16 protein-coding genes and 2 tRNA genes are annotated in these 17,845 nt (G+C 59.8%); 6 read left to right on the top strand and 12 right to left on the bottom strand.

Annotation, left to right across the window (positions count from 1 at the left end; translation table 11 throughout):
• Positions 1–174: 174 nt before the first annotated feature.
• The 4 genes from AC19YS_RS01020 to AC19YS_RS01005 all read left to right on the top strand — a co-directional run bounded on the left by AC19YS_RS01020 (position 175) and on the right by AC19YS_RS01005 (position 4,744).
• Positions 175–251: transfer RNA gene (locus tag AC19YS_RS01020), tRNA-Met, on the top strand.
• A 208-nt stretch (positions 252–459) separates the two neighbouring features.
• Positions 460–536 (top strand) — tRNA-Met (locus AC19YS_RS01015).
• Between the two features lie 279 nt (positions 537–815).
• Positions 816–3,458 (top strand): bifunctional lysylphosphatidylglycerol flippase/synthetase MprF, encoded by a 2,643-nt coding sequence (gene mprF / locus AC19YS_RS01010; RefSeq protein ID WP_106578321.1) that lies wholly within the window; start codon positions 816–818, stop codon positions 3,456–3,458.
• Entirely contained in the window at positions 3,458–4,744 is a 1,287-nt protein-coding gene (locus AC19YS_RS01005) for a virulence factor family protein (protein ID WP_106578320.1), read from the top strand. The genes mprF and AC19YS_RS01005 overlap by 1 nt, the downstream gene beginning before the upstream one ends.
• A 138-nt stretch (positions 4,745–4,882) precedes the next feature.
• On the opposite strand, the gene recJ is transcribed toward AC19YS_RS01005, so the two are convergent.
• Both recJ and AC19YS_RS00995 read right to left on the bottom strand, forming a co-directional pair.
• Positions 4,883–6,592 (bottom strand): single-stranded-DNA-specific exonuclease RecJ, encoded by a 1,710-nt coding sequence (recJ, locus tag AC19YS_RS01000; RefSeq protein WP_106578319.1) that lies wholly within the window; start codon positions 6,590–6,592, stop codon positions 4,883–4,885.
• Between the two features lie 189 nt (positions 6,593–6,781).
• Complete coding sequence (locus tag AC19YS_RS00995; RefSeq protein WP_003193952.1) at positions 6,782–7,324, bottom strand: YaeQ family protein; 543 nt, start codon at positions 7,322–7,324, stop codon at positions 6,782–6,784.
• 149 nt (positions 7,325–7,473) lie between these two features.
• Here AC19YS_RS00995 and AC19YS_RS00990 point away from each other — a divergent pair, with 149 nt between their 5' ends.
• Together AC19YS_RS00990 and AC19YS_RS00985 are read left to right on the top strand one after the other, a co-directional pair.
• Positions 7,474–8,673: a CaiB/BaiF CoA transferase family protein gene (locus tag AC19YS_RS00990; protein WP_500600679.1), complete on the top strand. Its 1,200-nt coding sequence runs from the start codon at positions 7,474–7,476 to the stop codon at positions 8,671–8,673.
• The gene (locus tag AC19YS_RS00985) at positions 8,673–9,560 is read left to right on the top strand and encodes a TIGR02285 family protein (protein ID WP_448198011.1); all 888 of its coding nucleotides are present in this window, start codon (positions 8,673–8,675) and stop codon (positions 9,558–9,560) included. Before AC19YS_RS00990 ends, AC19YS_RS00985 begins: the two co-directional genes overlap by 1 nt.
• 178 nt (positions 9,561–9,738) lie before the next feature.
• Here the strand turns inward: AC19YS_RS00985 and AC19YS_RS00980 are convergent, their stop codons facing one another.
• The 10 genes from AC19YS_RS00980 to rpsP all read right to left on the bottom strand — a co-directional run bounded on the left by AC19YS_RS00980 (position 9,739) and on the right by rpsP (position 17,776).
• Positions 9,739–10,023, bottom strand: a complete 285-nt coding sequence (locus AC19YS_RS00980) for a DUF3509 domain-containing protein (protein WP_106578316.1) — start codon at positions 10,021–10,023, stop codon at positions 9,739–9,741.
• Positions 10,024–10,434: 411 nt separating this feature from the next.
• A complete protein-coding gene (gene thrC, locus AC19YS_RS00975; protein WP_119736873.1) occupies positions 10,435–11,844 on the bottom strand; it encodes a threonine synthase in 1,410 nt (469 codons plus the stop codon).
• Between the two features lie 103 nt (positions 11,845–11,947).
• Positions 11,948–13,252: a homoserine dehydrogenase gene (locus AC19YS_RS00970; RefSeq protein ID WP_119736870.1), complete on the bottom strand. Its 1,305-nt coding sequence runs from the start codon at positions 13,250–13,252 to the stop codon at positions 11,948–11,950.
• Between the two features lie 122 nt (positions 13,253–13,374).
• Entirely contained in the window at positions 13,375–14,112 is a 738-nt protein-coding gene (locus tag AC19YS_RS00965; RefSeq protein ID WP_106578312.1) for a thioredoxin fold domain-containing protein, read from the bottom strand.
• A gap of 176 nt (positions 14,113–14,288) precedes the next feature.
• On the bottom strand, positions 14,289–15,185 hold the full coding sequence (xerD, locus tag AC19YS_RS00960) for a site-specific tyrosine recombinase XerD (protein WP_214247100.1): 897 nt from the start codon (positions 15,183–15,185) through the stop codon (positions 14,289–14,291).
• A 151-nt stretch (positions 15,186–15,336) separates the two neighbouring features.
• A complete protein-coding gene (locus AC19YS_RS00955) occupies positions 15,337–15,750 on the bottom strand; it encodes an acyl-CoA thioesterase (protein WP_003193963.1) in 414 nt (137 codons plus the stop codon).
• Positions 15,751–15,831: 81 nt separating this feature from the next.
• Positions 15,832–16,182 carry a 50S ribosomal protein L19 gene (gene rplS, locus AC19YS_RS00950; protein ID WP_003175895.1) on the bottom strand — a complete coding sequence of 117 codons (351 nt, stop codon included), beginning with the start codon at positions 16,180–16,182 and terminating at the stop codon, positions 15,832–15,834.
• Positions 16,183–16,227: 45 nt separating this feature from the next.
• Positions 16,228–17,001, bottom strand: a complete 774-nt coding sequence (gene trmD, locus AC19YS_RS00945) for a tRNA (guanosine(37)-N1)-methyltransferase TrmD (RefSeq protein WP_177343966.1) — start codon at positions 16,999–17,001, stop codon at positions 16,228–16,230.
• Positions 16,983–17,519, bottom strand: coding sequence for a ribosome maturation factor RimM (gene rimM, locus AC19YS_RS00940; protein ID WP_003175898.1), 537 nt, complete (start codon positions 17,517–17,519; stop codon positions 16,983–16,985). The genes trmD and rimM overlap by 19 nt, the downstream gene beginning before the upstream one ends.
• A 5-nt stretch (positions 17,520–17,524) precedes the next feature.
• Entirely contained in the window at positions 17,525–17,776 is a 252-nt protein-coding gene (gene rpsP / locus AC19YS_RS00935) for a 30S ribosomal protein S16 (RefSeq protein WP_124430409.1), read from the bottom strand.
• Positions 17,777–17,845: the final 69 nt, after the last annotated feature.

Genomic DNA, 17,845 nt, shown 5'->3' with positions numbered 1-17,845 from the left:
AATTTATTTTCTCAATCGAAATTCGCCTGCCGATAGAGCTGAAACCCTCGGCCACACTGGCCCCGCGCCCTTCCACGGGTTGCCTTGGAGAGCTAACCGATTGAACCACAAGCGCTTTTCTTCTATTCACGGGTTGACACACTCGCGTTCCTCTGTAGAATGCCGACACACAGACGCGGGATGGAGCAGTCTGGTAGCTCGTCGGGCTCATAACCCGAAGGTCGTCGGTTCAAATCCGGCTCCCGCAACCAAACATCAAAAAAGGCTACTCGAAAGAGTGGCCTTTTTTGTGCGCGCTTGTTTTGCATGTGTACGCAAATTGTAAGACAGAAAAATCGTTGTCCTGCGCGCACTTACCGCACGTGGTCGGCGTGCAACGGGCTAATTCACACTAATTTGACCCATCGGCCCATTAACGGTTGACACCTCGGCGTTGGGCTGTAGAATGCCGCCCACAGACGCGGGATGGAGCAGTCTGGTAGCTCGTCGGGCTCATAACCCGAAGGTCGTCGGTTCAAATCCGGCTCCCGCAACCAAACATCAAAAAAGGCTACTCGAAAGAGTGGCCTTTTTTGTATCTGGCGAAAAAGTTCTTCTGAAACAATGGCATGGCATCTTTCATGAAACCGTACACGGTTTGTAGAGTCCATCTCATTGCAAGCTATGCTGAATGCTCAAGCATTACCCTCTACGACCAATGGCCGCAGTCGCCGCACCCGGCGATACGCGTTAATATTTGTAATTATTTTGTCCATAGGGATTGGTAACTTGGCTGGATACCTCCATCCTGTCGCGCACAATCCACGAGGTGATTGATGCGCGCCAACTCGTCTGAACCACAAGACACCGTCACAGCGACACAACCGATCACACCCACCCGTTTGCGTTGGCTGGATCTGTTGAGCAAATACCGTCAGCCGATCGGGCTGGCCGTTACCCTGTTGCTGTTCGCAATCGCCCTGATCGCCTGCCGACACTTACTGCTGGAACTGGACCTGTATGCGCTCCACGACTCGATCCTGGAAGTGCCCAGACCCGCCCTGCTGGGTGCGTTCGCGGCGGCCGTCGCCGGTTTCATCATTCTGCTGGGTTATGAATTCTCCGGCGCACGCTACGCCGGCGTAAAACTGCCGGCCAAGACCCTGGCGCTGGGCGGCTTCACCGCCTTTGCCATCGGCAACGCCATTGGCTTGTCGATGCTCTCCGGCGGGTCCGTGCGCTACCGTTTATACGCACGCCACGGTATTGGGGCTTCGGAAGTGGCGCACATGACCGTGTTCGCCAGCCTGGCCCTTGGTACGGCGCTGCCGCCACTGGCAGCACTGGCCACACTGAGCAACCTGCCGGCGGCATCGACCTACCTGCACCTGTCGCAAGGCGTGCTCGGCGGTATTGCCGGTGCAGTGCTGCTGCTGTCCGCCGCGCTGTGCATCGGCATTTACCGCCGTCGCCTGCCGGAGCAACCTTATCCAGACAACCTGCTGGTCAAGGCGGGGCGTCGCACCCTGCGCCTGCCGGGCCGGCGCCTGACGTTCCTGCAACTGATCATCACCGCGCTGGACGTTGCCGCTGCCGCCACCGTCCTTTATATGCTGCTGCCGGAAGCGCCGCCGTTCGGCCCCTTCCTGCTGGTGTACCTGCTGGCCCTGGCCGCCGGTGTACTCAGCCACGTGCCAGGCGGTGTTGGCGTGTTCGAGGCGATTCTGCTCGCGGCATTCGCCGACAAGCTTGGCGCCGCGCCACTGGCTGCTGCCCTGCTGCTCTACCGCATGATTTATGTGGTGCTGCCGCTGCTGATCGCCTGCGTGTTCCTGCTGGTCAACGAAGCCCAGCGCCTGTTCCAGACCCAGCAAAGCCTACGGGTCGCCTCCGGCCTGGCCGCACCGGTGTTGGCCGTACTGGTTTTTTTGTCAGGCGTGGTCCTGCTGTTTTCCGGCGCAACGCCGGAAATCGACTCACGCCTGGAAAACATCGGCTTCCTGATTCCCCACCGCCTGATTGACGCCTCGCACTTCGGTGCCAGCTTGATCGGCGTGCTGTGCCTGTTGCTCGCCCAGGGCTTGCGTCGGCGTTTGTCGGCCGCCTGGATGCTGACCATGGTGTTGCTGCTCACCGGCGCCCTGCTCTCACTGCTTAAAGGCTTCGATTGGGAAGAAGCCAGCCTGATGATCATGACCGCCGTGCTGCTGGCGATCTTCCGGCGCTCGTTCTACCGCGCCAGCCGCCTGACCGAACTGCCGTTCTCGCCGCTGTATTTGGTGGCCAGCGTCTGTGTGTTGGGCGCCTCGATCTGGTTGCTGCTGTTTGCCTATCAAGACGTGCCGTACAGCCACCAGCTGTGGTGGCAGTTCACCCTGGACGCCAACGCCCCACGCGGCCTGCGCTCGCTGCTGGGTGCAGCGGTGCTGTTGGTGATCGTCTCGCTGACCTGGCTGCTGCGCACCGCGCGCCCGGTGATTCATCTGCCAACCCCGGACGAACTGGAACGCGCCACCAAGATCCTGATGGCCTCCTCACAGCCCGACGGTGGTCTGGCGCTGACCGGCGACAAGGCGCTGCTGTTCCACCCCAACGATGAAGCCTTCCTGATGTATGCCCGCCGCGGGCGCAGCCTGGTGGCCTTGTATGACCCGATCGGCCCGACCCAGCCGCGCGCCGAGATGATCTGGCAGTTCCGTGACCTGTGCGACATCCATCACGCGCGCCCGGTGTTTTATCAGGTCCGCGCCGAGAACCTGCCGTACTACATGGACATCGGCCTGACCGCGATCAAGCTGGGCGAAGAAGCTCGTGTCGACCTGAAACGCTTTGACCTGGAAGCCAAGGGCAAAGAGATGAAGGACCTGCGCTACACCTGGAACCGTGGCACCCGGGACGGCCTGTCCCTGGAGATCTTCGAACCGGGCCAGGCGCCGATGGAAGAACTCAAGGTCATCTCCGATGCCTGGCTGACCGGCAAGAACGTGCGGGAAAAGGGCTTTTCCCTAGGCCGTTTCAGCGACGACTACCTCAAGCACTTTCGTATCGCGATCATTCGCTTCGAAGGGCGCCCGGTGGCCTTCGCCAACCTGCTCGAGACTTACAACCATGACCTGGCCAGTCTCGACCTGATGCGTGCGCACCCGGACGCGCCGAAGCTGACCATGGAATTCATGATGGTTGGCCTGATTCAACATTATAAGAACCACGACTACGCCCGCTTCAGCCTCGGCATGGTGCCGTTGTCGGGCCTGCAACCACGCCGTGGCGCACCGCTGACCCAACGCCTGGGCTCGATGGTGTTCCGACGTGGCGAGCAACTGTATAACTTCCAAGGTTTGCGCCGCTTTAAAGACAAGTTCCAGCCTGACTGGGAACCCCGTTATATGGCCGTGCCCGCAGGACTTGATCCGCTGGTGGCACTGGCCGATACCGCCGCCCTGATTGCGGGCGGCTTGACTGGATTGGTGAAACGCTGATGATTCGACGCTCCTGGCGGTATGTATTGGCCTTTGTAGTGCTGCTCGCGCTGATCGCGGCGGGTGGCTTCTGGTACTGGAACCGCCCTGCCCCGCAACCGACCCTGGAACAATTGCCCCAGGCCGACGGTTCGGTGATGACCCGTGTGACGCCTAACGGCTCGGCAAAAGCCCGTGTGGCCGTGGCCGTAATGGCCGATGAGACCCTGACCGATAGCCAACTGATTGCTCTGAGCCAGGGCGGCTCTGCGCAAATCGTTCAAGTGATCCTGCCAAAGGATGACTGCAAGCTGCAGGAACAAGCGCTGCAAAGCGCCCTGGCACAGCTCAAAGGCCCGGCAACGCTGGTCAGCGGCATCGGCCCTGGCGCAGCACTCGCCTGGCGCTGGCTGGCCACACAGAACGATGACAAGGCCAACGCCATCTCCGTCGGCTTCGCCCTGGTGCAGGAAGGCTGCAAGGACCCACTGCCGAAGACCTCTGCCCATGGCAATTGGCTGGTGGCGTGGAACGATAATCCTGACGACGAAAGTGCCAGTTTCGTACGCGACACCCCGCGCGCGACTACCAGCATCAGCGACTACGACATCCACTACCCGCAAGTGCTGAACAACGAACTGCGCAAGCAGCTGGTGGGTTCGGACAACGGCGGCCTGGCGATTCCGGTAGTTGAAGTACCGGCCGGCCAAGCCAAGGACACCGTCACCCTGTTCCTCTCCGGCGATGGCGGCTGGCGTGACCTGGACCGTGACGTCGCCGGTGAAATGGCCAAGATCGGTTACCCGGTCGTGGGCATCGACACCCTGCGCTACTACTGGCAGCACAAAACGCCTGAACAAAGCGCCAAGGACCTCACCGAATTGATGCAGCACTACCGGCAGAAATGGGGCACCAAACGCTTCGTGCTGACCGGTTATTCATTCGGCGCCGACGTACTGCCGGCGATCTACAACCGCATGCCGGAAAACGAACAGCAGCGCGTCGACGCAATCATCCTGCTGGCATTTGCACGCACCGGCAGCTTTGAGATCGAAGTGGAAGGTTGGTTGGGCAACGCCGGTAAAGAAGCCGCCACCGGCCCGGAAATGGCCAAGTTGCCGGCTGACAAAGTGGTGTGCATCTACGGCGCCGAAGAAGTCGACGAGAGTGGCTGCACCGACAAGACCGCTGTTGGCGAAGCCGTGAAGCTGCCAGGCGGGCATCACTTTGACGAGAACTACCCAGCGCTGGCACAGCGCCTGGTGGATATCATCGTCAAGCATCAGGCCAAGGACAAAGCCGAGTAATTTCGGGTATTGCATGGCTTGAAATGTGGGAGGGGGCTTGCCCCCGATGGCGGTGGGTCAGCTACAGATACGCTGACTGAAGTACCGCTATCGGGGGCAAGCCCCCTCCCACATGTTTTTTTGCAGTGTGGTATAGATTCAGCGCGGTTCGATGTGCGCAATCATCAACTGCACAGTCTCATTCCCACGAAACTCGTTCACGTCCAGCTTGTAGGCCAACTCGACCCAACGCACCGTCGGATTAGGCCAGACCTCACGGTCCACACCAAACGCAATGCCATCAAGCTTCACCGACCCGCATTCGCTCTTGAGCACCACTTTGAGGTGCCGCTCACCGACCACGCGCTGCTCGACCAACTGAAACACACCGTGGAACAACGGCTCGGGAAAGTGCTGCCCCCACGGCCCGGCATGCCGTAATGCGCGCGCCAGTTCCAGGTGAAACTCTTCCACCGCCAGCGTGCCGTCCGACAGCAGCCGGCCCGTCAGGTCTTCTTCCCGCAGTTGCCGACGGACTTCAGCGTCAAAGGCCTCGGCAAACAGCGGGAAATTCGCCTCCGGCAAGGTCAGACCAGCCGCCATCGCGTGGCCGCCGTATTTGGTGATCAGGCTGGGATGCTGGCTTGCGACGACCGCCAGCGCGTCACGGATGTGAAAACCCTGCACAGAGCGCCCTGAGCCCTTGAGCAGGCCGTCACCGGCATCGGCGAAGGCGATGGTCGGACGGAAATACCGCTCTTTCATTCGCGACGCCAGAATGCCGATCACGCCCTGGTGCCATTCCGGGTCGAACAGGCACAAACCATAGGGCATCGATTCCACGGGCAAGTCCTTGAGCTGGGCGAGCGCTTCGCGCTGCATGCCCTGTTCGATGGATTTGCGGTCCTGGTTCATCCCGTCCAGCTGCGCTGCCATTTCCCGCGCGGCGGCGAAGTCGGTGGTGAGCAGGCATTCGATGCCCAGGCTCATATCATCCAGGCGCCCGGCGGCATTCAAGCGCGGCCCGAGGATAAAACCGAGGTCGGTGGAGGTGATGCGCGCGTGGTCGCGCTTGGCGACTTCAAGAATCGCCTTGATGCCCGGCCGCGCGCGACCGGCGCGAATACGCTCCAGGCCCTGGTGCACCAGGATGCGGTTGTTGGCGTCCAGAGGCACCACGTCGGCGACACTGCCCAAGGCCACCAGGTCGAGCAACTCGCCGATGTTCGGCTGGGGCTTGTTGGCGTACCACCCCAGGCTGCGCAGTCGCGCGCGCAAGGCCATCAGCACATAAAAGATCACGCCTACGCCAGCCAGCGCCTTGCTGGGAAATTCGCAACCGGGCTGGTTCGGATTAACGATGGCATCTGCCGCCGGCAACTCATCACCCGGCAAGTGGTGGTCGGTGACCAACACCTTCAACCCTGCCGCCTTGGCCGCCGCCACGCCTTCGACACTGGAAATGCCGTTGTCCACGGTGATCAGCAACTGCGGCTCGCGCTGCAGCGCCACCGCAACGATTTCCGGCGTCAGGCCATAGCCGTATTCGAAGCGGTTGGGCACCAGGTAGTCGACATGGGCCGCACCGAGCAAACGCAGGCCCAGAGTGCCTACCGTGCTGGCAGTGGCGCCATCGGCGTCGAAGTCACCCACGATGAGGATGCGCTGGCGCTGCTCCAAGGCCGTCACCAGCAGGTCCACCGCCGCGTCGATGCCCTTGAGCTGCTGGTAGGGAATCAACCGCGCCAGGCTTTTGTCCAGCTCAGCTTCGGACTGCACCCCGCGTGCGGCGTAAAGACGGGTCAACAGCGGTGGCAATTCACCGAGAAACGGCAGGACAGCGGGCAACGGGCGAGGATCGATACGCATGGGGTGACGGAAGCTTCTCTTCTAGTACAACGGTTAAACAACAATGCTGAAAGCAACATGGATCAGCTGTAGGAGCCGGCTCCTGTGGGAGCGGGCTTGCTCGCAAATGCATCACCTCGGTATCGCTGAAAGGCCGAGGTGTCTGCATCGCAGGCAAGCCAGCGCCCACACAACCCGACTCCCAGAATTTCAGCCGCGTTCGCCGACCAGCCATTGCAATTGCACTTCATGTTGGCCACGGTCGTCGGTCACAAAAATCGTGCCCTCACTGATCATCACGTCCCACTTGATCACGCGCGGCATGTCCTTGGCCAGGGTCTCGAGGACTTCCTGCGGCACGGCAGCGATGTGCACGTTCTTCAGGTTGTTGGCCACCGGCACCACTTTGCCTTCCCACACGCGCAAGCTGCCATAGGCGAGCAAACTGGTGCGCTCGGTACGGCGCGAACACCAGGTCAGGCGGTCGGCGTCAGGCTGGCCGACTTCGATCCAGTGCAGCACCCGATCATCCAGGCTTTTTTCCCACAAGGCTGGTTCGTCGACATCTGACAGGCCACGACCGAACGCCAGTTGCTCGTTGTACCAGAGGGCGTAAGCCAGCAGGCGCACGGTCATGCGCTCTTCGGTTTCCGATGGATGGCGGGCGATGGTCTGTTTGACGCTCTCATACACCGAGCGATCAAGGTCGGTGAGGTTGAGTTCGAATTTGTAGGTCGTGGACGGCTGGGCCATGAACGGGCTTCTAGAGACAGGGAAAGGCGGCCAGTCTAACCGATGGCGAGGTCAATCAACGAATACTGCGCTGCATCATCCTTATCCCTGGGCCGCTCGCCTATGTTAAAAGGCATCACACCACCGTCCCGCGCTTGCTAAGGATCCTCATGTCGTTTAATGCCAAACCGCTTGCCGGCCTGAAAGTCATCGAACTGGGCACCCTGATCGCCGGACCGTTTGCGTCACGTATCTGCGCCGAATTCGGGGCCGAGGTGATCAAGGTCGAGTCTCCTGATGGCGGCGACCCGCTGCGTAAATGGCGCAAGCTGTATGAGGGCACGTCGCTGTGGTGGTTTGTGCAGGCGCGTAACAAGAAGTCGCTGACGCTGAATCTCAAGCACCCGGATGGCCTGGCGATTCTCAAACAGTTGCTGGCAGACGCCGACATCCTGATCGAAAACTTTCGCCCCGGTGTACTGGAAAAACTTGGCTTGAGCTGGGAAACCCTGCATGCCTTGAACCCGAAGCTGGTGATGGTACGGCTTTCAGGATTTGGCCAGACCGGGCCAATGAAGGACCAGCCAGGGTTCGGCGCGGTGGGCGAATCCATGGGCGGTTTGCGCTATATCACCGGCTTCGAAGATCGCCCGCCGGTACGCACCGGGATTTCCATCGGCGATTCGATAGCCGCCTTGTGGGCGGTGATTGGTGCGCTGATGGCGTTGCGTCATCGCGAAGTCAACGGCGGGCTTGGCCAAGTGGTGGACGTGGCGCTGTATGAGGCTATCTTCGCGATGATGGAGAGCATGATTCCGGAGTTTGATGTGTTCGGGTTTATCCGTGAACGCACCGGCAACATCATGCCCGGCATCACGCCGTCTTCGATCCATACCAGCGCCGATGGCAAGCATGTGCAGATTGGGGCCAATGGCGACGCGATCTTCAAGCGCTTCATGTCGGCCATTGGGCGTGAGGACCTGGCCAACGATCCGACATTGGCGAGCAATGATGGGCGCGACAGCCGCCGTGACGAGCTGTATGGCGTGATCGACCGCTGGGTCAATTCGCTGCCACTGGACCAGGTGGTCGAGCAACTCAACCAGGCCCAAGTGCCCGCGAGCCGCATCTACAGCGCCGAAGACATGCTCGGCGACCCACAATTTCTCGCGCGGGAAATGTTCCTCCAGGCTCAGTTGCCGGGCGGCAAGGACTTCAAGATGCCGGGGATCGTGCCCAAGCTGTCGGACACGCCCGGCAGTTGTGAATGGGTCGGGCCGCATCTGGGCGAGCACAACGGCGAGGTACTTAACCAATTGGGCTACGACACGGCGGCCATCACCCGCTTGCGCGAGGGCGGCGCGATCTGATGGCTGGCCCGTGTAGACGCTGGTCCATTCCCTTGTGCTTCATCGGCGCGATGTTCGGCGTATGGCCGCTCGCCGTGCGTGCCGAGGACACGATGATCTGGTTGCTGCGCGACCTGCCGCCGCTGACCATCTTCGAGGGCCCACAGAAAGGCCAAGGGGCATTGGATCAATTGCTGCCTGTGCTCAGCGAGCGTCTGCCGCAATACCGGCACACCGTGATGCACGTCAATCGCGCCCGCGGCATCCAGATGCTGCGCGCCGCCTCCCTGACCTGCGACCCGTCGCTGCTGTGGACGCCGGAACGCGCGAAGTACATCGTGTTCTCTGCCCAGGCATTTGCGGTGGCGAGCAACGGCGTAGCCATAAGGCGAAACCAGCAAGCGGCAATGACGCCCTTTATCGTCGACGAACACTTTGACCTGCAAGCCTTCCTCGACGCCCACAAAGCACGCATCGGCGCCACCGCCGAACGCAGTTACGGCCCCGTCATCGACGAACAGCTAAAAGGCGTCGATCCCCACATTCTGGCGCTCCATTACGGCAATGACGCCCTTGGCAGCCTGCTGCAAATGCAACGCCTTGGGCGGCTGGAAGCGGTGCTGGGCTATTGGCCGGAAATCCGCTATCACGCCACGCAACAAGGCATCGCCGCACGAGACCTGGTGTTTTATCCCATCAAGGGCTCAGCGCCTTATCAGCGTACGCACATCGGTTGCTCGGACACGCCTCAAGGCCGCCTGGCCATGGCACGTATCGACCAGGTATTACGCGACATCCCGCAGGAGCAGTTACAGCAGTCCTACACATCGTGGCTGGACCCGCTCACGCGAGAACAGTACTTGCGCGACAACCCTGGTTTTTTCCAGGATTCACCGAACCCTGAGTAATCACAGGACAAATCGCAGGCAAAAAGAAACCCCGAAGAGTGGGGAGACACTTCGGGGTTAAACGTGGCCTACAAAGACCAGTACAACAAGCCACAAACACCGGAGCACAATGTTTGCTCTTGCTGTTACAAAATCTGACCGGCCATGCTGTAGGAAGTTTCCCTAGTTAAACAATTCTTCATGCAAGGGCGCCATTGCGGGTCTGGGCAGCGCTGCGCAAGGCCGCGATGACGGACGGTTCCAGACGCCCTTCGGCGATTTTCAGATCGCGCAGCAAGCAATCCACCACATCCACCAGCACGCGTTTATCAGTCAATTGCGCGCGGTCAACTTCACGCTCGACAACGATGGCGCCGGCCGGGTTCTTCACGGTCACCAGGCATTCGTCCTGCACACCAGCGGTGGTCAATGTCACCTGATAAGGGCTCAGTGCTTCTTCGAGCAATAGGCTGATACTTTCCATCTCGATCACCACTCAATAGTTCGGGAACAATCGTTTCAACGGGAGCTGCATCTATCCTAAGTGACTGGTTATGACGTAGGAAAGTTCGCTTTATCGTCTTTATGGGGCCGTCAGGGAGTGACGTGAACCAGCATGCACTTGAAACATGACAGGCAAAAAACGCGCGCACACTCCTGCTTACGCATCGATGCAGAACAACGCACATGCAGTGCGCAAGCTCACAAGATCACCCGAGAGAATGCCTGGTACCCAATGGGTGTCGTCATGGCCATGTTTACGGTATTGGGCACCGTCGTAGCCCCTGCGCAGCAGCTGCTCGGGTAAGCGCTCGTAGCAAGCAGGCCTGCCTTAAACAAAAAACGCCGCTGACCCGAGGAAGGGAAAGCGGCGTTTTTGCCTACGCGGTTCGCCTTACAACGGCTTGCCACGGTTCCCGTGCTGACTGACAAACGCCTGCACAGTCTTCAAGTCATTGGCCAACACCGTGCAACGCTCTTCGCGCTCGAACAGGTCAGCCAAGTGCTCCGGTAATTCCAGCGCCTTGCCTACGCCCGCCTTCTCCACCGCTTCCGGGAATTTGACCGGGTGAGCCGTACCCAGAATGACCATCGGAATATCCAGGCTGCGACGGCATTCGCGCGCTGCCTTCACACCGATAGCGGTGTGCGGGTCCAGCAGTTCGCCGGTCTGGGCATAGACTTCAGCGATGGTTTCGCAGGTCTGTGCATCGTCCACCGCCAGGGAGTCGAACAGCTTGCGCGTTTCGGTCCAGCGCTCTTGGTCGACGCTGAAACCGCCACCGCTCTTGAAGCTGCTCATCAGCTCGGCCAGGGCGGCGCCATTGCGACCGTGCATGTCGAAGAGCAGGCGTTCGAAGTTCGACGACACCATAATGTCCATCGACGGCGACAGCGTCGCGTGCAGGGTTTCCTTGACGTACTGGTTGCCGCTCATGAAGCGGTGCAGGATGTCGTTGCGGTTGGTGGCGACGATCAACTGGTTGATCGGCAGGCCCATGTTGCGTGCCAGGTAACCGGCGAAAATGTCGCCGAAGTTGCCGGTCGGCACCGAGAACGACACCGAACGCGCCGGGCCGCCCAGCTGCAGGGCTGCGTGGAAGTAGTAAACGATCTGGGCCATGATCCGCGCCCAGTTGATCGAGTTCACGGCGACCAGGCGCGTGCCCTTGAGGAAGCTCTGGTCGGCGAAGCTGTTCTTGACCATTTCCTGGCAGTCATCGAAGTTGCCTTCGATGGCGATGTTGTGGATGTTCTCACCAAAAATGGTGGTCATCTGGCGACGCTGCACTTCCGACACGCGCTTGTGCGGGTGCAGGATGAAGATGTCGACGTTTTCACAGTGCTTGCAGCCTTCGATGGCCGCCGAACCGGTATCACCGGAGGTCGCGCCAATGATTACCACGCGCTCGCCGCGTTTTTCCAACACGTAATCGAGCAAGCGACCGAGCAACTGCAGGGCGAAGTCCTTGAACGCCAGGGTCGGGCCGTGGAACAGCTCAAGTACCCATTCGTTGCCATTGAGCTGACGCAATGGCGCGATGGCGCTGTGGGAAAACACGCCGTAGGTTTCTTCCAGGATCTTCTTGAAGTCAGCATCCGGAATGCTGCCGGTCACGAACGGGCGCATCACGCGGAAGGCCAGCTCGTGGTACGGCAGGCCGGCCCACGAAGCGATTTCTTCCTGGGTAAAGCGTGGCAGGTTTTCCGGCACATACAGGCCGCCGTCCGTGGCAAGGCCTGCCAGCAAAACGTCTTCGAAATTCAGGGCCGGTGCCTGGCCGCGGGTGCTGATGTAACGCATAGGGGCAAACCTTCGGTTTGGGCTTCAAGCTTCAAGTGACAAGCTGCAAGTAACAGCGGATCTGCTTTTACTTGCAGCTTGCAGCTTGGCGCTTGCAGCTGAATTAATTTAGATGTTCGACGCGAATACGAACGACCGGCCCAACCACGCCCTGAAGAGCTTCGAGAGCCCGGATGGCATCGTTCATGTGCTGCTCGAGCACGCGGTGGGTCAGCAGGATCATCGGCACCTGGCCGTTTTGCTCCTCGACTTCCTTCTGCATGATCGACTCGATGTTGATGCCGCGCTCCGACAGGATGCTCGCCACCTGGGCCAACACGCCCGGATGATCCTGGGCCTGGATACGCAGGTAGTAGGCGCTTTCGCAGGCTTCGATCGGCAGGATCGGGTGGGCCGACAGCGAGTCCGGCTGGAACGCCAGGTGCGGCACGCGGTTCTCCGGGTCGCTGGTCATGGCGCGAACCACGTCAACCAGGTCGGCGATCACCGACGAAGCGGTCGGCTCCATGCCAGCGCCGGCGCCGTAGAACAGGGTCGAACCTGCCGCGTCGCCGTTGACCATCACCGCGTTCATCACGCCATTGACGTTGGCGATCAGCCGATCGGCCGGGATCAGCGTCGGGTGTACACGCAGTTCGATACCGGCCGGGGTGCTGCGCGCTACGCCCAAGTGCTTGATGCGGTAGCCCAAGGCTTCGGCGTAATTCACGTCGGCGGTGGTCAGCTTGGTGATGCCTTCGGTGTAGGCCTTGTCGAACTGCAGCGGGACGCCAAAGGCGATGGACGCCAGGATGGTCAGCTTGTGCGCGGCGTCGATGCCTTCCACGTCGAAAGTCGGGTCCGCTTCGGCGTAACCCAGGGCCTGGGCTTCGGCCAGCACGTCTTCGAAAGTACGGCCCTTCTCGCGCATTTCGGTGAGGATGAAGTTACCGGTGCCGTTGATGATCCCGGCCACCCAGTTGATGCGGTTGGCGGACAGGCCTTCACGGATCGCCTTGATCACCGGAATGCCACCGGCCACGGCCGCTTCGAACGCCACGATCACGCCCTTCTCGCGCGCCTTGGCGAAGATCTCGTTGCCATGCACGGCAATCAGCGCCTTGTTGGCGGTGACCACGTGTTTACCGTTCTCAATGGCCTTGAGCACCAGCTCGCGGGCCACGGTATAGCCACCAACCAGCTCGATGACGATATCGATTTCAGGGTTGGTCGCCACGGCGAAGACATCGTTGGTAATCGCAATACCGGTCGTTTGGAACTGAGGCTTTGGCGTACGCGTGGCAATTTGTGCCACTTCAATCCCACGCCCTGCACGGCGGGAAATTTCTTCAGCATTACGCTGAAGTACGTTGAAGGTGCCGCCACCGACGGTCCCTAACCCACAGATGCCTACTTTGACCGGTTTCACTGAAGAACTCCCCATGAAACGGCCGACTCAAGGTCGGCCGTGGAAAACAGCCGCACAACTGCGGCTCTCAATTAATGCCCCGCCGACTGTTCGGCGGAGCATGATCGCCAAAGGCTCGACGATTACTGCTTACTCGCACCCAATGCCAGTTTGGCAACTTGTGGCGCCGGCTGGTAGCCCGGAATGACTTGGCCGTCAGCCAAAACGATGGCCGGTGTACCGTTCACGCCAATCGACTGACCCAAGGCAAACTGCTTGGAAACCGGGTTGGCGCATTTGGCCGCCTTGATTTCCTTGCCATCGACCATTTTGTCCATCGCGGCTTTCTTGTCGGTCGAGCACCATACCGCCTGCAACTGCTCGTCACCCGGCGAGCCCAGGCCCTGGCGCGGGAACGCTACGTAGCGCACTTCCACACCGAGCTTGTTCAGCGCAGGCACTTCGGCGTGCAGCTTGTGGCAGTACGGGCAGGTGGTGTCGGTGAACACGGTGATGTGGGTCTTGGTCTCGCCGATGGCCGGGTACACCACGGTTTCAGCCACCGGGATGCCGTTGATCAGCTTGGACACGCCCAAGCGCTCGGCCTTCTCGGTCAGGTTGACCGGCTTGCCGTCCTTCAACTGGAACAGGTAGCCCTGAACGATGTACTGGCCATCGGCACTGGCGTACAGCACGCGGCTGCCTTTGAGCTTGACTTCATACAGGCCGGCCATCGGGCTGGCGCTGATGCTTTCGATCGGCGTGTCGAGTTGCAGGTTGGCCAGGCTCTTGCGAATCGTTTGTTCGGCGGCGTCGTCGGCGACAACAAAAGTGGAAACCAACGCAATCGCTGCGGCGGCAATAATCTGGGTCAAGCGCATGGGAACTCCTGAAGGCAGATGCAGGGACGGGTGTGGAACACCGATCTGAAAATACGGGGTCATACACACAAGGCAAACAAAAGTCTGACCGTCCCCTTTGCTAACCGGCAAAGCCTACCACAGTTGGGCCGGAGGGCAGACTGCGGCGGGCAAATTGGGCCGTTTCGGGTGGAATTTCATCCGCGCGGGTGGTGCTTGGCGTGCATATCCTGCAAGCGTGCCCGCGCGACATGCGTATAGATCTGGGTTGTGGATAAGTCACTGTGCCCCAGCAGCATTTGCACCACACGCAGGTCCGCACCGTGGTTGAGCAAGTGGGTGGCGAACGCATGGCGCAACGTGTGCGGCGACAGCGCCTTGCCGATCCCGGCCACCTTGGCCTGGTGCTTGATACGGTGCCAGAAAGTCTGGCGGGTCATCTGCTCGCCGCGCAGGCTGGGAAACAGCACATCGCTGGGCCGCCCACCGAGCAACTCGATGCGGGCATCGCGCATGTAGCGCTCGACCCACACGATTGCTTCCTCGCCCATCGGCACCAAGCGCTCCTTGCTGCCCTTGCCCATCACCCGCAGCACGCCCTGGCGCAGGTTGACTTGCTCAAGGGTCAGGCTGATCAGTTCGGTCACGCGCAGGCCGCAGGCGTAGAGCACTTCGAGCATGGCGCGATCGCGCTGGCCAATGGCTTCGCTGAGGTCGGGCGCGGCGAGCAAGGCATCCACGTCGGCTTCCGACAGGGATTTGGGCAATGGCCGGCCCAGTTGTGGCATGTCGATTTGCAGCGTCGGGTCGGTGGCGATGAGCTTTTCCCGCAGCAGGTAGCGATAAAAGCCACGCACGCCGGAAAGAAATCGCGCAGTGGAACGCGGCTTGTAGTTCTGCTCAAGACGCCAGGCCAGGTGATCGAGGATCAGCTCGCGACCGGCATTGATCAGTTCGAGGTTTCTTTCCTGCAGCCAACCATTGAACAAGGCAAGGTCACTGCGATAGGCCTGGCGGGTGTTGTCCGACAGGCCTTTTTCCAGCCACAAGGCGTCGAGAAAGCGGTCGATCAGAGGGTGGTCAATGGCGGGCATAGGGGCTCAGGCTGATGACTGGAGTGTCTGGTAGATCCTATCGCAGGCAAGCCAGCTCCCACATGGGTTTTGTGTTTTGCCTGATAGCATCATCAACACCGATCGAATGTGGAAGCTGGCTTGCCTGCGATGGCCGCGACTCGGTTCAGGATCAGTCAACAAACCCTGGCAGCACCGGCACCGGACGCTTGTCGGCATCGATCGCGACAAAGCTGAACACGCCTTGGATCGCCTTTTCGCGACCATCGGCGCTCATGCTCTCGACGAACACTTCGACTTCGACCTTGAGGCTGGTGTTGCCCACCTTGATGACGCGGCCGATCAGTTCAACGATAGAACCGGCCGGAATCGCGTGATTGAAATCAATGCGATCGGTGGAGACCGTCACCAGCGGCAAGCGGCAAAAACGCGTGGCCGTAATGAACGACACCTCGTCCATCCAGGCCAAGGCGGTGCCGCCGAACAGGGTGTTGTGGTGGTTGGTAGTCGGCGGAAACACAGCCTTGGTCACGTGGGTCACGGACAGGTCGGTGCGACGCTGGATTTCTTCGAGGCGGGTGGTCATGGGCAAGTACCGGCAAGGGACAAATTTCAGGCACAAAAAAGCAGCCCGTAGGCTGCTTTTTTCTGCATCGGGAAGCTGGACTTAAGCCAGTTTTTCCTTGATGCGAGCTGCTTTACCGGACAGGTCACGCAGGTAGTACAGCTTGGCTTTACGTACGTCACCGCGACGCTTAACGGCCATGCTGTCGATTTGCGGGCTGTAGGTCTGGAAAGTACGCTCTACGCCAACACCGTTGGAGATTTTACGAACAGTGAAAGCACTGTTCACACCACGGTTACGCTTGGCGATTACCACGCCTTCGAACGCTTGCAGACGCGAACGGTCGCCTTCCTTCACTTTCACCTGAACGACAATAGTGTCGCCCGGGGCAAAGGTAGGGATCTCTTTGGTCATCTGCTCTGCTTCGAGTGCAAGGATGATTTTGTTAGTCATGCTGTGCTCCTAAGGTAAGTCAATGGACCTACCATCGATACGTTGTTAACTATCGTCCCGCGCGAGGATGTATTCCTCGAGCAGCTTCTTCTCTTCTCCAGAAAGCGAGCGGCTTTCCAGAAGATCGGCGCGTCGTTCATAGGTCCGACCAAGGGACTGCTGTAAACGCCAACGCCGGATGTGTGCGTGATTGCCACTTAGCAATACGTCGGGAACACGCTGATCCGCATACACCTCCGGTCGGGTGTAGTGCGGGCAATCCAGCAAACCATCCGTGAAGGAATCTTCCTCCGCGGAGTCCGCATGCCCTAAAGCTCCAGGCAGCAGTCGTGTAACCGCATCTATCAGGACCATCGCCGGCAGCTCGCCGCCAGACAGGACATAGTCCCCAATCGACCACTCTTCATCGACATGAGCTTCAATAAACCGCTCGTCAATGCCTTCATAGCGACCGGCAATCAGGATCAGTGCTTCCTCATTCGCCAGTTCGCGTACCGCAGCCTGTTTCAGCTGACGGCCTTGAGGGGACAGGTAAATTACCTTCGCCTTCTCCCCGGCAGCTGCCTTGGCCTCAACCAACGCGTCTTCCAGGGGCTTGATCTTCATCACCATGCCCGGACCACCGCCAAATGGGCGATCATCCACAGTGTGATGTCGATCTGTCGTGTAGTCTCGCGGGTTCCAACAGGTAAGCTGCAACAGCCCCTGTTTCACCGCCCGACTGGTGATGCCGTACTCGCTGATGGCGGAAAACATCTCGGGAAACAAACTGATCACTTCAATGCGCAAATTAGCCACGCTTAGAAGTCCGCGTCCCATTCCACCTTCATCTCGCCCGCTGCCAGGTCGACGGCCAACACGCATTGCTCGGTATACGGCAACAGGCGTTCGCGATCATCCAGGCTGCCAGCGCAAGGCTTGACCACCATTACATCATTGGCGCCGGTTTCCAGAAGATGGTCGATTTTCCCGAGCAATTGCCCGAGTTGATCAATAACCTTCAGACCTTCCAGCTGGTACCAGTAGTACTCGCCGTCGGTCAATTCAGGGAACAGGTTGCGCGGCACGCAGATCTCATAACCGGCCAGAAGACGAGCTTCTTCACGATCATCAAGACCCTTGAGCTTTGCGACCAGGAACTTATCGCTCCCGCGTCCACTGACCAGCTCGACCTGTTTCACACTACCTTCGCGCTTGAGCGTCCAGGTTTTGTACTGCAACAGGTTTTCAGTCGGATCAGTAAAGGAATACACCTTCACTTCGCCGCGAACGCCATGAACAGAGTAAATCTTGCCGATAACGATCAAATCATCAGCAACAGCTGGCGTCGCGTTCATATTGCTCAGACTGCGGCCTTAGCCGAGTCCTTCAACAGTTTTGCAACGCGCTCGGATGGCTGTGCACCCACGCTCAGCCAGTAGGCTACGCGCTCTTGGTTCACGGACAGACGAACTTCTTGACCACGAGCAACAGGGTTGAAGAAACCAACCTGTTCCTTGTGCGAACCGTCGCGCGGGTTGCGGCTGTCGGTTACGGTCAAGTGGTAAAACGGGCGCTTTTTGGAGCCGCCAAGGGCAAGACGGATTGTTAGCATGTGAACATCGTTCCTGTAGTCGGTGCTGCAAATCTAAATGCACAGCGGGCATAGGTGCCCGAAAGGCCG

Source organism: Pseudomonas sp. MF08831, assembly GCF_059862645.1.
Note: the sequence above shows the minus strand (reverse complement) of the source record. Positions and strands in the feature narration are given on the sequence as shown.

Bases quoted from the DNA above. Each gene is read 5' to 3' on its own strand.
- mprF (WP_106578321.1), top strand. From the start codon at position 816: ATGCGCGCCAACTCGTCTGAACCACAAGACACCGTCACAGCGACACAA.
- AC19YS_RS01005 (WP_106578320.1), top strand. From the start codon at position 3,458: ATGATTCGACGCTCCTGGCGGTATGTATTGGCCTTTGTAGTGCTGCTC.
- recJ (WP_106578319.1), bottom strand. From the start codon at position 6,592: ATGCGTATCGATCCTCGCCCGTTGCCCGCTGTCCTGCCGTTTCTCGGT.
- AC19YS_RS00995 (WP_003193952.1), bottom strand. From the start codon at position 7,324: ATGGCCCAGCCGTCCACGACCTACAAATTCGAACTCAACCTCACCGAC.
- AC19YS_RS00990 (WP_500600679.1), top strand. From the start codon at position 7,474: ATGTCGTTTAATGCCAAACCGCTTGCCGGCCTGAAAGTCATCGAACTG.
- AC19YS_RS00985 (WP_448198011.1), top strand. From the start codon at position 8,673: ATGGCTGGCCCGTGTAGACGCTGGTCCATTCCCTTGTGCTTCATCGGC.
- AC19YS_RS00980 (WP_106578316.1), bottom strand. From the start codon at position 10,023: ATGGAAAGTATCAGCCTATTGCTCGAAGAAGCACTGAGCCCTTATCAG.
- thrC (WP_119736873.1), bottom strand. From the start codon at position 11,844: ATGCGTTACATCAGCACCCGCGGCCAGGCACCGGCCCTGAATTTCGAA.
- AC19YS_RS00965 (WP_106578312.1), bottom strand. From the start codon at position 14,112: ATGCGCTTGACCCAGATTATTGCCGCCGCAGCGATTGCGTTGGTTTCC.
- xerD (WP_214247100.1), bottom strand. From the start codon at position 15,185: ATGCCCGCCATTGACCACCCTCTGATCGACCGCTTTCTCGACGCCTTG.
- AC19YS_RS00955 (WP_003193963.1), bottom strand. From the start codon at position 15,750: ATGACCACCCGCCTCGAAGAAATCCAGCGTCGCACCGACCTGTCCGTG.
- rplS (WP_003175895.1), bottom strand. From the start codon at position 16,182: ATGACTAACAAAATCATCCTTGCACTCGAAGCAGAGCAGATGACCAAA.
- trmD (WP_177343966.1), bottom strand. From the start codon at position 17,001: ATGGGACGCGGACTTCTAAGCGTGGCTAATTTGCGCATTGAAGTGATC.
- rimM (WP_003175898.1), bottom strand. From the start codon at position 17,519: ATGAACGCGACGCCAGCTGTTGCTGATGATTTGATCGTTATCGGCAAG.
- rpsP (WP_124430409.1), bottom strand. From the start codon at position 17,776: ATGCTAACAATCCGTCTTGCCCTTGGCGGCTCCAAAAAGCGCCCGTTT.